Origin of the sequence: Mycobacterium sp., from assembly GCF_052145595.1 — a bacterium.
Lineage (GTDB): Bacteria > Actinomycetota > Actinomycetes > Mycobacteriales > Mycobacteriaceae > Mycobacterium.
Window position 1 is genome coordinate 1 of record NZ_JBKQOI010000079.1, and the last position, 14,057, is coordinate 14,057.

14 protein-coding genes and 1 pseudogene are annotated in these 14,057 nt (G+C 66.7%); 12 read left to right on the forward strand and 3 right to left on the reverse strand.

Annotated features, from left to right (window positions below; translation table 11 throughout):
- The 3 genes from ACLP4W_RS05935 to ACLP4W_RS05945 all read left to right on the forward strand — a co-directional run.
- On the forward strand, window positions 1–1,309 hold a 1,309-nt coding region (locus ACLP4W_RS05935), incomplete at its 5' end, for a DAK2 domain-containing protein (RefSeq protein ID WP_442385047.1).
- Window positions 1,310–1,311: 2 nt separating this feature from the next.
- The gene (gene recG, locus ACLP4W_RS05940) at window positions 1,312–3,525 is read left to right on the forward strand and encodes an ATP-dependent DNA helicase RecG (protein WP_442385049.1); all 2,214 of its coding nucleotides are present in this window, start codon (window positions 1,312–1,314) and stop codon (window positions 3,523–3,525) included.
- On the forward strand, window positions 3,522–4,232 hold the full coding sequence (locus ACLP4W_RS05945; protein WP_442385051.1) for an HNH endonuclease family protein: 711 nt from the start codon (window positions 3,522–3,524) through the stop codon (window positions 4,230–4,232). The genes recG and ACLP4W_RS05945 overlap by 4 nt, the downstream gene beginning before the upstream one ends.
- An 18-nt stretch (window positions 4,233–4,250) precedes the next feature.
- On the opposite strand, the gene ACLP4W_RS05950 is transcribed toward ACLP4W_RS05945, so the two are convergent.
- The gene (locus tag ACLP4W_RS05950) at window positions 4,251–5,096 is read right to left on the reverse strand and encodes an aldo/keto reductase (RefSeq protein WP_442385093.1); all 846 of its coding nucleotides are present in this window, start codon (window positions 5,094–5,096) and stop codon (window positions 4,251–4,253) included.
- Window positions 5,097–5,102: 6 nt separating this feature from the next.
- Window positions 5,103–5,302: pseudogene (locus tag ACLP4W_RS05955) on the reverse strand (aldo/keto reductase); the annotation flags it as partial.
- A 173-nt stretch (window positions 5,303–5,475) separates the two neighbouring features.
- On the opposite strand from ACLP4W_RS05955, the gene ACLP4W_RS05960 reads away from it, so the two are divergent.
- The 5 genes from ACLP4W_RS05960 to coaD all read left to right on the forward strand — a co-directional run bounded on the left by ACLP4W_RS05960 (window position 5,476) and on the right by coaD (window position 9,337).
- Window positions 5,476–6,606: an alpha/beta hydrolase gene (locus ACLP4W_RS05960; protein ID WP_442385053.1), complete on the forward strand. Its 1,131-nt coding sequence runs from the start codon at window positions 5,476–5,478 to the stop codon at window positions 6,604–6,606.
- A 118-nt stretch (window positions 6,607–6,724) separates the two neighbouring features.
- Complete coding sequence (locus ACLP4W_RS05965; RefSeq protein WP_442385055.1) at window positions 6,725–7,489, forward strand: DsbA family protein; 765 nt, start codon at window positions 6,725–6,727, stop codon at window positions 7,487–7,489.
- Window positions 7,486–8,157 (forward strand): vitamin K epoxide reductase family protein, encoded by a 672-nt coding sequence (locus tag ACLP4W_RS05970; RefSeq protein WP_442385057.1) that lies wholly within the window; start codon window positions 7,486–7,488, stop codon window positions 8,155–8,157. Before ACLP4W_RS05965 ends, ACLP4W_RS05970 begins: the two co-directional genes overlap by 4 nt.
- Window positions 8,158–8,167: 10 nt before the next feature.
- Entirely contained in the window at window positions 8,168–8,749 is a 582-nt protein-coding gene (gene rsmD, locus ACLP4W_RS05975) for a 16S rRNA (guanine(966)-N(2))-methyltransferase RsmD (protein ID WP_442385059.1), read from the forward strand.
- Window positions 8,750–8,851: 102 nt separating this feature from the next.
- On the forward strand, window positions 8,852–9,337 hold the full coding sequence (gene coaD / locus ACLP4W_RS05980) for a pantetheine-phosphate adenylyltransferase (protein WP_442385061.1): 486 nt from the start codon (window positions 8,852–8,854) through the stop codon (window positions 9,335–9,337).
- Between the two features lie 113 nt (window positions 9,338–9,450).
- Here the strand turns inward: coaD and ACLP4W_RS05985 are convergent, their stop codons facing one another.
- Window positions 9,451–10,686, reverse strand: a complete 1,236-nt coding sequence (locus ACLP4W_RS05985; RefSeq protein WP_442385063.1) for a permease — start codon at window positions 10,684–10,686, stop codon at window positions 9,451–9,453.
- A 373-nt stretch (window positions 10,687–11,059) separates the two neighbouring features.
- Between ACLP4W_RS05985 and sepIVA the strand changes: the two genes are divergently transcribed.
- From sepIVA to mutM, 4 genes are all read left to right on the forward strand, one after another.
- Window positions 11,060–11,797 (forward strand): cell division protein SepIVA, encoded by a 738-nt coding sequence (gene sepIVA / locus ACLP4W_RS05990; RefSeq protein WP_442385095.1) that lies wholly within the window; start codon window positions 11,060–11,062, stop codon window positions 11,795–11,797.
- Between the two features lie 70 nt (window positions 11,798–11,867).
- On the forward strand, window positions 11,868–12,464 hold the full coding sequence (locus ACLP4W_RS05995) for a YceD family protein (RefSeq protein ID WP_442385065.1): 597 nt from the start codon (window positions 11,868–11,870) through the stop codon (window positions 12,462–12,464).
- Window positions 12,461–13,183 (forward strand): ribonuclease III, encoded by a 723-nt coding sequence (gene rnc, locus ACLP4W_RS06000; protein WP_442385067.1) that lies wholly within the window; start codon window positions 12,461–12,463, stop codon window positions 13,181–13,183. Before ACLP4W_RS05995 ends, rnc begins: the two co-directional genes overlap by 4 nt.
- The gene (mutM, locus tag ACLP4W_RS06005; RefSeq protein WP_442385069.1) at window positions 13,184–14,053 is read left to right on the forward strand and encodes a DNA-formamidopyrimidine glycosylase; all 870 of its coding nucleotides are present in this window, start codon (window positions 13,184–13,186) and stop codon (window positions 14,051–14,053) included.
- Window positions 14,054–14,057 lie beyond the last annotated feature (4 nt).

Below are 14,057 nucleotides of genomic sequence, written 5' to 3' on the forward strand. Positions count from 1 at the left end.
GCAGCGCGGCGTCGAGCTGGTCATCACGTCGATGGGCGGCGAGGAGGTGCCGGGGACCATCGTCTCGGTGTTGCGGGCCGCCGCCGACGCCGTCGAAGAGTGCGCCGCGGAGGGGCTGGCCCCGGCGATCACCGCCGCCGGCGACGCGGCGGTGGTGGCGCTGGAAAAGACCCCCGAGCAGCTCGACGTGCTCGCCGACGCCGGTGCGGTGGACGCCGGTGGGCGGGGTCTGCTTGTCCTGCTGGACGCGCTGCGCTCGACCATCACCGGTCAGGCGCCCTCGCGCACGGTGTACGAGCTGTCGCCGCCCGTCCTGCAGCCGCCGGGGCCCGGTGAGCAACCGGCGCCGCAATTCGAGGTGATGTACCGACTCGATGGTTGCGATGCCGCGGCGGCGGATGCGCTGCGGAATCGGCTTGAGGAGTTCGGCGAATCGGTGGCCATCGCCCAGGCGGCCGGGCAGGAATCCGGCCCGCTCGAAACCTACTCCGTACATGTGCACACCGACGACGCCGGCGCCGCGGTGGAAGCGGGACTGGAGGCCGGGCGGCTGAGCCGGATCGTGGTGTCGGCCCTCTGCTCCGGTGCCACCGGACTGTCGGCGGGCAGCTGGACGCGGGAACGGGCGGTGCTGGCCGTCGTCGACGGCGACGGTGCCGCCGAGCTGTTCGCCGCCGAGGGTGCCTGCGTGCTGCAACCGGGGCCGGATACGGGCTATCCCGCCACGGATATCAGCGCTCACCAGTTGGTGCGGGCGATGGTGGACACCGGCGCCGCACAGGTGATGGTGCTGCCCAACGGCTATGTGGCCGCCGAGGAACTGGTGGCCGGCTGCACGGCGGCCACCGGTTGGGGCATCGATGTGGTCCCGATACCTACGGGATCGATGGTGCAGGGCCTGGCCGCGCTGGCCGTGCACGAAAACGATAGGCAGGTAGTCGACGACGGCTACACCATGGCCCGCGCGGCCGGCGCGGCCCGGCATGCCTCGGTGCGCATCGCCACCGAGAGCGCGTTGACCTGGGCCGGGCGCTGCCAGCCGGGTGACGGCCTGGGCATCGCGGGCGACGAGGTGCTGATCGTGGCCGCTGATGCGGCCGAAGCGGCGATCGGCCTGCTCGACCTGCTGCTGGCGTCGGGCGGCGACCTGGTGACCGTCCTGATCGGCGCCGGCATCGAGACACCAGCCGACGTCACCGCGGTAGGCGACATCCTGCGAGCACATGTGCACGACAATCATCCCGGGACCGAGCTGGTGATCTACCACACCGGGCATCGCGGTGATGCGTTGCTGATCGGGGTCGAGTAGCCGTGGCATCACTGTCCGACCGGCTGGACTACGTGATCGGTGCCAAGGTGGCCGACCCCCTCGACGAGGCGTTGGGCATCCGGACCGTCGACGACCTGCTGCGCCACTACCCGCGCAGCTATACCGAGGGTGCGAGCCGCTGGGGCGCCGACGACGAGCGGCCGCCGGCCGGTGAGCACATCACCATCGTCGACACGATCGTCGCCACCGAGTCGTTTCCCATGAAGAAGAACCGGAAGAAGATGTGTCACCGCATCACCGTCGGCTCCGGCCGCGGCCGGATGACCGCCACGTTCTTCAACGCGAACTACATCATGAAGGACCTCACCAAGGGCACCAAGGTGATGCTCTCCGGCGAGGTCGGGTTCTACAGGAACGTCATGCAGCTGACGCACCCCGCCTTCCTCATCGTCGACTCGCCGGACGGAAAGAACCGCGGCACCAGGTCGCTCAAGAGCATCGCCGACGCCTCACATGCCACCACCGGCGAAGAGCTCGCGGATGCTTTCGAACGTCACTTCTTCCCGATCTATCCGGCCAGCGCCAAGGTCCAGAGTTGGAACATCTTCGCCTGCGTGCGTCAGGTTCTCGCCGTCCTGGACCCGGTGCCCGATCCGTTGCCCGATTCATTACGCGCGGCGCACGGCCTCATCTCCGAAGACAAGGCGCTGCGCGCCATTCATCTCGCCGAAGACGAGTACGAACGCGAGCGCGCGCGGAAGCGATTGACGTTCGACGAGGCCGTCGGCCTGCAGTGGGCGCTGGTCGCCCGCCGGCACGGTGAACTGTCCGAATCCGGCCCCCCGGCACCGCCGCCTTCCGATGGTCTGGCTGAGGAACTGTTGCGGCGGTTGCCATTCGAGCTGACGGCGGGACAGCGCGAAGTGCTCGACGTGCTGACGGATGCGCTCGCGGCGACCCGTCCGATGAACTGCCTGCTGCAGGGTGAGGTGGGGTCCGGGAAGACGATCGTCGCGGTGCGGGCCATGCTGCAGATGGTCGATGCCGGCTATCAGTGTGCGCTGCTGGCGCCGACGGAAGTTCTTGCGGCGCAACACCTGCGATCGATCAACGATGTGCTCGGACCGTTGGCGATGGCGGGCCAGCTGGGCGGCGCTGACAACGCCACCCGGGTGGCGCTGCTGTCCGGGTCGCTGACGGCCCCGCAGAAAAAGCACGTCCGCGCCGAGATCGCCGGCGGCCAGGTCGGGATCGTCATCGGCACCCACGCGCTACTGCAGGACGCGGTGGAATTCCACAACCTGGGCATGGTGGTGGTCGACGAACAACACCGCTTCGGTGTCGAGCAGCGAGACCAATTGCGCGCCAAGGCTCGTGCCGGCGTTACACCTCACCTGCTGGTGATGACGGCGACGCCGATTCCGCGCACCGTCGCGCTCACCGTGTACGGCGACCTGGAAACTTTGACGCTGCGCGAACTCCCGCGCGGGCGCCAACCGATAACCACCAACGTCATCTTCGTCACGGACAAGCCGGCATGGCTCGACCGCGCCTGGCAGCGAATCATCGAAGAGGTTGCCCACGGCCGTCAGGCCTATGTGGTGGCGCCCAGGATCGACGAGACCGATGACGCCGACAAACCAGGCGCCCGCCCATCGGCCACCGCCGAAGGGCTGTTTGCCCGGCTACGTTCCAAGGAACTGGCCGACCTGAGGTTGCGGCTCATGCACGGGCGGTTACCCGCCGAGGAGAAGGACGCCGCGATGGCCGGTTTTCGCGCGGGTGAAATCGATGTGCTGGTGTGCACCACGGTGATTGAAGTGGGTGTCGACGTCTCCAATGCCACGGTCATGCTGGTGATGGACGCCGACCGGTTCGGAATCAGCCAGCTGCATCAGCTGCGCGGCCGCATCGGCCGCGGCCAGCATCCGAGCCTGTGTCTGCTGGCCAGCTGGGTCTCGCCGGGATCGTCCGCCGGCCGGCGGCTGTGCGCCGTCGCCGAGACCATGGACGGCTTCGCCCTTGCCGACCTGGACCTCAAGGAGCGCCGGGAAGGAGATGTGCTGGGCCGCAACCAGTCCGGCAGGGCGATCACGTTGCGGCTGTTGTCGCTGGCCGAGCATGGAACGTTCATCGAAGCCGCCCGCGACTTCTGCATCCGGGCCTATGAGCAGGACCCCTCAAATGCTGGATTGGCCTTGATGGCAGCACGATTCACCAATACTGACCGAATCGAATACCTGGACAAGTCATGAACCGCAAACTGTTGTTGTGGTTGTCGGCGGCCGCGGTGCTCGCCGTGCTGGTCGCCTACCAGACGCTGGGATCAGCGGCGATCAGGCACGCTGAAGTCGCCGCCCGCGCCGATGTCCCCACGGTTGCGCCCGGAACCGATGTGCTGGCGGGCGTCGCGGTGCTGCCGCAGCGGGCCCACCGTTACGACTACCGCCGCGCGGCGTTCGGCGACGCCTGGGACGACAACAACGATGCCCCGCTCGGGCACAACGGTTGTGATACCCGGGACGACATCCTCAACCGGGATCTCGTCGACAAGACATACGTGTCGGTCAAGCGCTGTCCGAATGCGGTGGCCACCGGCACCCTGCACGACCCGTACACCAACACCACCGTCACCTTTCAGCGCGGCGCCCAGGTCGGCGAATCGGTGCAGATCGACCACATCGTCCCGCTTGCCTACGCCTGGGACATGGGGGCCTACAACTGGCCGTTCCCGGAGCGGCTACGTTTCGCCAACGATCCGGCCAACCTGCTGGCCGTCGAAGGGCAGGCCAATCAGGACAAAGGCGATTCGCCGCCCGCTTTGTGGATGCCGCCGAACGCCGCGTTCGCGTGTCAGTACGCCATGCAGTTCATCGCCGTGCTACGCGGTTACCAATTACCGCTGGACGAGCCTTCGTCGGATGTACTGCGACGGGCGGCAGCCACCTGCCCGACCGGGTAGGGCGGGACAGCCGGCTCGCTAGGAGCCGTCGTAGCTATTCGGATCCGGGCGCAACCGGGTGCCGTCGTTGAGACCGTTGATCGCGTCCATGTGTTCGGCGGCCAATTCGAAATCGAAGATGTCCAGATTGCTGGCAATACGCTCGGCTTTGGTCGACCGGAAGATGACCGAATTACCCAGTTGCACGTTCCACCGCAGCAGTACCTGTGCGGACGTCTTGCCGTATTCGCCGGCGACGGAGGTCACGGTCGGGTTGTCCACCAACTTGGCGAGAGCCAGTGGGGTGTAGGCCTGGGTGACAACGTTGTGCTCCGCATTTGCTTTGCGCATCTCGGTCTGGTTGAGCAGCGGGTGCAGTTCGATCTGGTTGACCGCCGGCGTGACGAAGGCGAGGTCGATGACCATCGACAGATGTTCCTCGGTGAAATTCGAGACGCCGATTGAGCGGGTATGGCCCTCACCGCGGGATTGGATCAGCCCGCCGAACGAGTCGACGTATTTGCCCGCCCCCGGGGCCGGCCAGTGCACCAGGTAGAGGTCGACGTAATCGAGTCCGAGTCGCTCCAAGCTGGCGCTGCAGGCCTCGTGTGCCTTCGCGAAACCGTGATCTTCGGTGGCCAGTTTGCTGGTGACGAACAGCTCTGCTCGCGGAATCCCGGAAGCGGCAATCGCGCGGCCGACGGCGGCTTCATTGCCGTAGGCGGCAGCGGTGTCGATGAGCCGGCAGCCGATTTCCAGCGCCGCCGACACCGCGCGTTCGGTCTCGTCGTCCGATATCTCAGCGACCCCCAGGCCGAGCACCGGCATGGTGTTTTCGTCATTGAGCGCTATTGAGGGTACGGCGGTGCCCGCCTCGCCAGTCAACGTCATTCACCTACCTGTGAAATTGAAGGTTCGTGGATCCGGACCCAGCCGGTCCCGCCAACGAGCGAGGCCGACGCCATCTCGGGGGCTGAGTTCGAGGCGCTGAGTTCGAAATCGAACACGTCGAGGTTGCTCGCAATCCGTCTGGGGTTCACCGACTTGGGATCACGATAGTACCCAGCTTGGATATGCCATCGAATCCACACCTACGCGGGTGTCTGTCCGCGTCCCTGGTCGGCATTCCACAATTTGGTCACCACGTAGAGTTGGTCGCGGCGCGCAGCGCGACAGTGACCGCCTGCTCGGTGTCCGCCGGCGGGGGCTTGGACGACTCCGGGCCGACGACGGGGATCGAATTACGTTTTCGAGGGAGCAGTCCATGACCAAGAGTCCGCCGGGTGCGCCGGGCCTCGATCTCGGGGCGAAACACGCGACAACGCGCCTGACCAGCCGCATGCAGGGCGCGGCCGCCACCGTTGGCGTCAAGGTCATTCCGTGGATCCCGACCGCCGCAAGGCGGGCGCTGTTCCGCGGTCGTTCGATCATCATCGACGGCAATACCCTCGACCCCACGCTTCAGATGATGTTGTCGGGTCTGCGCGCCGTCGGCTTCGACGGGATGGTCGTCGACGACGACCCGGCCGCATCCCGCGCTCACCTGCGCGAGATCTGCGTGGGATTTGCCGGTCCGCAGATTCACGTCGAGGTGGAGGACCTGTCGCTACCCGGGCCTGCCGGTGCGATCCGCGCGCGGCACTACCGTCCGGCCAGTGGTGAGACCGGGCCGCTGCTGGTCTTCTACCACGGCGGTGGCTGGGCGATCGGGGATCTCGAAACCCATGACGCGCTGTGCCGATTGACCTGCCGTGACGCCGGCGTCCATGTGTTGTCGATCGACTACCGGCTGGCTCCCGAGCACCCGGCCCCGGCCGCGGTCGAGGACGCCTATGCGGCCTTCCGGTGGGCCTACGAGCACGCCGGTGAGCTGGGCGCCATCCCTGGGCGGGTCGCGGTCGGCGGTGACAGCGCGGGCGGCAACCTGGCCGCCGTCGTGTGCCAACTGGCCCGGGACGCGGCCCAAAACGAGGGGGGTCCTACCCCTGTGTTCCAATGGCTGATCTACCCGCGGACCGACTTCACCGCGCAAACCCGGTCGCTGAGCCTGTTCGCCCGCGGCTTCTTGCTGACCAGGCGGGACATCGATTGGTTCCACGCGCAATACGTGCGGGGCTCCGGTGTTGCCCCGACGGATCCGCGGCTGTCGCCGCTGCTGGCCGAGTCGCTGTCCGGGCTGGCGCCCGCGCTGATCGCGGTCGCGGGCTTCGACCCATTGCGCGACGAAGGCAAGAGCTACGCGGCGGCGCTGCGGGCCGCCGGAACCGCGGTCGACCTGCGGTGCATGGGTTCGCTGACGCACGGGTTCGCCAGCGTTTTCCAGCTGGGGGGCGACAGCGCCATCGGGACCAGCGAGCTGATATCCGCCCTGCGCGCTCACCTCAGCCGGGTCTGACCCGCCGGGCGGTCGGCATCGTCGTCGGTCGTCTCGCCGGTAATGTGGAGGCGCCATTGTCCGACAGCCGGACAAGCCCGCACGAAGCCGAATAGAGCACCGAAGGATCAGCGAACCCGTGGCCGACAAATCCAAGCGTCCCGCGCGACTCGACATGAAGTCCGTCGGCGGCAAATCCGGCCGACTCGTCCAGATCGGCGGGACCGCGTTCATCGTGATCTTTGCGGTCGCGCTCGTCTTCTACATCGTGACGTCGCATCACAAGAAGGGCGGCACCACCGGCACGGGCGATACGGTGCGGGTGACGTCGAGCAAGCTGGTCACCCAGGCGGGGACCACCAACCCGAAGGCCGTCGTCTCGTTCTACGAGGATTTTCTGTGCCCGGCCTGCGGTAATTTCGAGCGCACTTTCGGGCCGACGGTGTCCAAACTCATCGACATCGGCGCCATTGCGGCCGATTACTCCATGGTGTCGATTCTCGACAACCCGAAGAACCAGAACTATTCGTCGCGGGCGGGTGCGGCGGCCATGTGCGTCGCCGATGAGTCCCTCGATGCGTTCCGCCGTTTCCATACCGCGCTGTACACCACCGACATCCAGCCCGACGAACGCGGCACCAGCTTCCCCGACAACGCGAAGCTGATCGAACTCGCCCGCGAAGCCGGCGCCGCGGGCACGGTCCCGGACTGCATCAACAGCGGCAAGTACCTTTCCAAGGTCGCCGGCGAGGCAGCGTCCGCACATATCAACGCGACCCCAACCATCAAGATCAACGGCGAGGATTACGACCCGTCGACGCCCGACGCGCTGGTCAGCAAGATCAAAGGCATCGTGGGCGACGTGCCCGGCATAGACACCGCAGTCACCCCCGGGGCCGCGTGACAACCCCGGTGTCAGCACAACCCGCCGAGCACTCCGGCGCCCTGACACCGGATTCGCGTTCCCGAGGGCTCGTAGCCGCGCCCAGTGCGTGGTGGGTGCTGATTGCCGGTGCAATCGGCCTGTTGTCCTCGATGACCCTGACGGTGGAGAAGATCAAAATTCTCCTGAATCCGTCTTACGTGCCGTCGTGCAATTTCAACCCAATCCTCGCCTGCGGCTCGGTGATGGTCACGCCGCAGGCGTCGGTATTTGGTTTCCCCAATCCGCTGCTCGGCATCGTGGCCTTCACCGTGGTGCTCGTCACCGGAGTGCTGGCGGTGGCGAAAGTTTCGCTGCCCCAATGGTATTGGATTGGACTGGCGGTCGGGACGCTGCTGGGTGCGGTGTTCGTGCACTGGCTGATCTTCCAGAGCCTCTACCGCATCGGGGCGCTGTGCCCGTACTGCATGGTGGTCTGGGTGATGACCGTCTCGTTGCTGATCGTAGTTGCGTCTGTCGTGTTTCGTCCGGTGCTCGAAAGGCGGGAAACCGGCCTGAAAACCGGCCTGAAAACCGGCACAGCGCGGGTGCTTTACGAATGGCGATGGTCGATATGCGTGCTGTGGGTTACCACGGTGTTTCTACTGATCATGGTGCGGTTCTGGAGCTATTGGTCGACCCTTCTCTAGGTGTCTCACAGTGACCCGGATCATTGGCGGCGTCGCCGGGGGCCGGCGCATCGCCGTCCCGCCGCGGGGAACCAGGCCGACCACCGACCGGGTGCGTGAATCGCTCTTCAACATCCTGACCGTCCGGCGGGACCTGACCGGCCTGGCGGTGTTGGACCTCTACGCCGGTTCGGGCGCGCTGGGTCTGGAAGCGTTGTCGCGCGGGGCAGTCTCCGCGCTCTTCATCGAGTCCGACCCGCGCACCGGGGCGGTCATCGCGCGCAACATCAAAGCCCTGGGCCTCGGCGGTGCGACGCTGCGCCGCGGAACGGTGGCGGCCGTCTTGGCGGCGGGGACCGGGTCTCCGGTGGACCTGGTGCTGGCCGACCCGCCCTACGACGTCGAGGCCGCCGAGCTGGAGGCCGTCCTGGCCGCCCTCACCACCCATGGCTGGGTGCGCGAGGGGACCGTCGCGGTGGTGGAGCGTGCGACCAGCAGCGCGCCGCTGACCTGGCCGGCGGGCTGGTCCCCGTGGCCCCAGCGTGTTTACGGCGACACCCGATTGGAGCTGGCCGAACGCTCCGAGGCGGGCGTGTACCGTCATTCGTCATGAGCGCCGCTCCTTCTCATCGCTTCGCTCTGCATCGTCGCCGGCGCGCGTCATGAGCGCCGCTCCTTCTCATCGCTTCGCTCTGCATCGTCGCCGGCGCGCGTCATGAGCGGCGCGGTATGCCCGGGGTCGTTTGACCCGGTCACGTTGGGTCACGTCGACGTGTTCGAACGCGCCTCGGCCCAATTCGACGAGGTGGTGGTGGCGATCCTGACCAACCCCGCCAAAAAGGGCATGTTCGAGCTCGACGAGCGAATCGCGATGATCAACGAGTCGACGACACACCTGGCCAACCTGCGGGTGGAGGCCGGACACGGCCTGGTGGTCGACTTCGTCAGGTCTTGCGGGATGACCGCCATCGTGAAGGGCCTGCGCACCGGCACCGACTTCGAATACGAGCTGCAGATGGCGCAGATGAACAAGCACATCGCCGGCGTCGACACCTTCTTCGTGGCGACCGCGCCGCGGTATTCCTTCGTGTCGTCGTCGTTGGCCAGGGAGGTCGCGACGCTGGGCGGCGACGTGTCGGAACTATTGCCCGAGCCGGTGAATCGCCGGATGCGCGAGAAGCTTTCCCGCCGCGGGGCCTGACGTCGGTCAGCCGATCAGCGTGGGTTGCCGCCCAGCGGGAGTGCGCACCGCGAAACAAATTGCGGTGAACCGGTAGCCCGGGGGAGTTGCGCGATGGATAAAGACACCGTGGCTCAGGTTATTTCGCCGTGCCGCTCGCGGCCTTCATGGGTGTGATCGTGGTGGTCGTGCGCCGGCTCCGGGGAGCCGCCCATCATGCGCACCATCGGGAGTCCGCCCGTGGTGATGAACCGGGCGATCAGTATCGCCGCCATGACGAGGAAGCCAATATTGAGCCAGGTGGTGTAGTTCCACGAGATTGCTGCCTGCATCACCGTGGCGCTGCGCTGAGTTGGAATGAGATGCATTGTGCCGAAGAGCAATTCGATCAGGTAGCCAGCGCTGACCATGGCGGCGTAGAAGGTGCCCAGCAGTGTCAGCATCATCCTGGTGCCGTAGTACTTGCGGTAAATATTGAGGATCGGCAGGATCAGCAGGTCGGCGTAGATGAAGGCGATGACTCCGCCAAAGCTGATGCCTCCATTCCACAGCACCGCGGCCAGTGGCACGTTGCCGATCGAGCAGACGAAGGACACGATCGCCACGATCGGTCCCACGAGCGGCCCCCACAGCGCCGACCAGCCCGGGTGATCGGCCAAAAAGAAGCCCTGCCAGAATCTTTCGGGCACCCATGCCGCGATGGCGCCCGCGATCAACAGGCCCAGAACGAGGTCACGCAGTATCGCCAGCCACTCCATGACGAATACATGCGAGACCGAGGTGAAGCCCCGTGGGGAAAAGAGCCGACGCCAAAACGAGCCCTCCCCGTTGATGGACATGTCCATGGCGGCATGGCCTTCCATCGAGCCGGCGATTCCCCGTTCGGCCTGCTCACGGGCGGCGTCGACGAGCCTGGACCGCACGAACAGCCGGAACAACACGGCGAGCACGACGATCATCAGCGGGCCGCCGACGAACTCCGCGGCGGTGAATTGCCAGCCGATCAGCAGGGCCAGGATGATGCCCAACTCCACCACGAGGTTGGTGGAGCCGATCTCGAACGCCATGGCGGCGGTGAAGTTGGCACCCTTGCGGAACAGCGATCGCGCCAATGCCACCGCGGCATACGAGCACGACGACGATGCCGCCCCCAACCCGGCCGCCACCGCCAGCGTGCGCGGCCGATCGTCGCCCATCAGGGACACGATCGTGGAGCGACGGACCACGGCCTGAACCACCGCGGAAAGGGCGAAGCCCAGGATCAACGCCCACAGGATTTCCCACGTCATCGACCCCGCCAAGGCCAAGGCGTGCCCGACCGCCGCCAGCACTCTCACTGAGTCCTCCGTTTCGGTTGCACAATTCGGCATGGGCCGCGCCGCCGGGTCCGTTCGGCGCAAACTTATACCCCATAGGGGTATAGGTCAAGGCGGGCGGGGCGAGCGCCGGCCCCCATTTCCGGCCTGAAACTGCGGCGGTCCCTAGAATGGCTGCAAAGTCGGTGCGGGGGCCCGGGCAAAAAAATATGGGCAGAATGACCTCGCGCGGCCGTTGGGCTTGCGACGATTGCGTGAACGGGCGTTTTTATGGATTTCACTCGCGACGGCCAGGTCGGTGCCGGTGTGCTGGGGCGTTTCGCGGTTTGTGCCTGGCAAATACCCGACACACCGGCCTCGCCACCACTGTCACAGACGTAACACCAGGCACACTGGTAACAACAAACGACGCCAGGAGGGTATGGCCGTGTACCGAGTTTTTGAGGCACTGGACGAATTGGGCGCCATCGTCGAAGAAGCCCGTGGCGTGCCGATGACGTCGGGCTGCGTGGTCCCCCGCGGCGACGTGCTGGAGCTGATCGACGACATCAAGGATGCGATTCCCGGGGAGCTGGACGACGCCCAGGATGTGCTCGACGCGCGTGATTCGATGCTGCACGAGGCCAAGGCACACGCCGAATCCATGGTGTCCTCGGCGACCACCGAGTCGGAGTCGATGCTCAACCACGCCCGTGCGGAGGCAGACCGGCTGCTGTCCGACGCAAAAGCGCAGGCCGATCGGATGGTCAGCGAGGCTCGCCAGCACAGCGAGCGGATGGTCGGTGAGGCTCGCGAGGAATCGATTCGCATCGCCACGGCGGCGAAACGCGAGTACGAGGCCAGCGTCAGCCGCGCGCAGGCCGAAGCCGACCGGCTGACCGAGAACGGCAACATCTCCTACGAGAAGGCCGTGCAAGAGGGCATCAAGGAACAGCAGCGCCTGGTGTCGCAGAACGAGGTGGTGCAGGCCGCCAACGCCGAGGCCACCCGCCTCATCGACACGGCGCACGCCGAGGCCGACCGGTTGCGGGGCGAGTGCGACGTCTACGTCGACAGCAAGCTCGCCGAGTTCGAGGAGTTCCTCAACGGCACGCTGCGGTCCGTGGGGCGCGGTCGCCACCAACTCCGGACGGCGGCCGGTACGCACGACTACGCGACGCGCTAACGCTTCACAACCCGTTTGCTCGGCGGCTTAAGCCCTGGCATTACCCGGCTGGCGCCGTAGGATTTCTTCTATGACGCGGCAGCACAGCACCACAGCGCAGCGGCATCCGGCCTCGCCGATGACGGTCGACATCACTCGGCTCGGGCGCCGTCCCGGAGCGATGGTCACCCTGCGGGAAACCGTGCCCAGCCCGTCGCGCATCGGACTGGAGATGATCGCAATCGACCGGGGTTCCCCGCTGGAACTGGACTTGCGGGTCGAGTCGGTGTCCGAAGGGGTGTTGGTGACCGGAACGGTGGCCGCGCCCACCGTCGGCGAATGCGCCCGCTGCCTGACCCCGGTCAACGGGCGCGTGCAAGTCCGGTTGACCGAACTGTTCGCCTACCCCGACAGCACGACCGAGGCGACCACCGAGGAAGACGAGGTCGGTCACATCGTCGACGACGCCATCGACCTTGAGCAGTCCATCATCGACGCCGTTGGGCTCGAACTGCCGTTTTCGCCGGTGTGCACGCCGGATTGCCCGGGACTGTGCCCCGAATGCGGAGTTCCGCTCGCGGCCGAGCCCGGCCACCACCACGACCGCATCGACCCAAGGTGGGCCAAGTTGGCCGATCTCCTGCCGACCGAGCCAACCGAGCCGGACATATCGCGGGACGAGCGGTGACCTCACGACAAAGCCTGCTCGACGCGCTCGGGGTCGACCTGCCCGACGAGCTGCTCTTGCTGGCGTTGACGCACCGCAGCTATGCCTACGAGCATGGCGGGCTACCGACCAACGAGCGGCTGGAATTCCTCGGCGACGCCGTCCTGGGCCTGACCATCACCGACGAGCTCTACCACCAGCATCCCGACCGTTCGGAGGGGGACCTGGCCAAGCTGCGGGCCAGCGTGGTCAATACGCAGGCGTTGGCCGACGTCGCGCGGAACCTGTCCGAAAAGGGCCTCGGCGTTCACCTGCTACTGGGCCGTGGCGAGGCGAACACCGGGGGGGCCGACAAGTCGAGCATCCTGGCCGACGGGATGGAATCGCTGCTCGGCGCCGTCTACCTGCAGCACGGAATCGAGACGGCGCGGGCGGTGATCCTGCGGTTGTTCGGCGCGCTGCTGGACGCCGCGCCGACGTTGGGAGCCGGACTGGACTGGAAGACCAGCCTGCAGGAGCTGACCGCCGCGCGTGGCATGGGCGCGCCGTCCTACCTGGTCACCTCCACCGGACCAGACCACGACAAGGAATTCACCGCGGTCGTCGTCGTGATGGACACCGAATACGGCTCGGGCGTGGGCCGCTCCAAGAAGGAGGCCGAGCAAAAGGCCGCGGCAACAGCGTATAAAGCGCTCGAAGCACTCGAAGTGCTGGACACCGCGGGGAAAACGCCCGTCTAGATGCCTGAACTACCCGAAGTCGAGGTGGTGCGCCGCGGCTTGCAGGCCCATGTGGTGGGCAAGACGATCACGGCGGTTCGGGTGCACCATCCCCGCGCCGTGCGCCGCCACGAGGAAGGGCCCGCCGACCTCACCGGCCGGCTGCTCGGCGCGCGGATCACCGGAACCGATCGGCGCGGCAAGTACCTGTGGCTGCTGCTCGATACCGAGCCACCTGGGTCGGGATCCGACACCGCGCTGGTCGTTCACCTCGGCATGAGCGGGCAGATGCTGCTCGGGCAAGTGCCGCGCGCCGACCACGTCCGGATCTCCGCACTGCTCGACGACGGGACCGTGCTCAGCTTCGCCGACCAGCGCACCTTCGGGGGGTGGATGCTCGCCGACCAGGTGAGCGTGGACGGCAGCGTGGTGCCGGTGCCCGTCGCCCACCTGGCGCGCGACCCGCTGGACCCCCGGTTCGATGCCGACGCTGTGGTGAAAGTGTTGCGGCGCAAGCATTCCGAGCTCAAGCGCCAGCTACTCGATCAGCAGCTGGTGTCGGGGATCGGCAACATATACGCCGACGAAGCGCTGTGGCGGGCCAAGGTGCACGGCGCACGAATCGCCGACACACTGAGCCGGCGCCAACTGTCGGCCGTCCTGGAAGCCGCGGCCGACGTGATGCGCGACGCCCTGGCAAAGGGCGGGACCTCGTTCGATTCGCTGTATGTCAACGTCAACGGCGAGTCGGGGTACTTCGACCGATCCCTGGACGCCTACGGCCGCGAGGGCGAAAGCTGCCGGCGGTGTGGCGCGGTGATGCGCCGGGAGAAGTTCATGAACCGCTCGTCGTTCTACTGTCCGAAATGCCAGCCACGGCCTCGGCGGTAGAGCG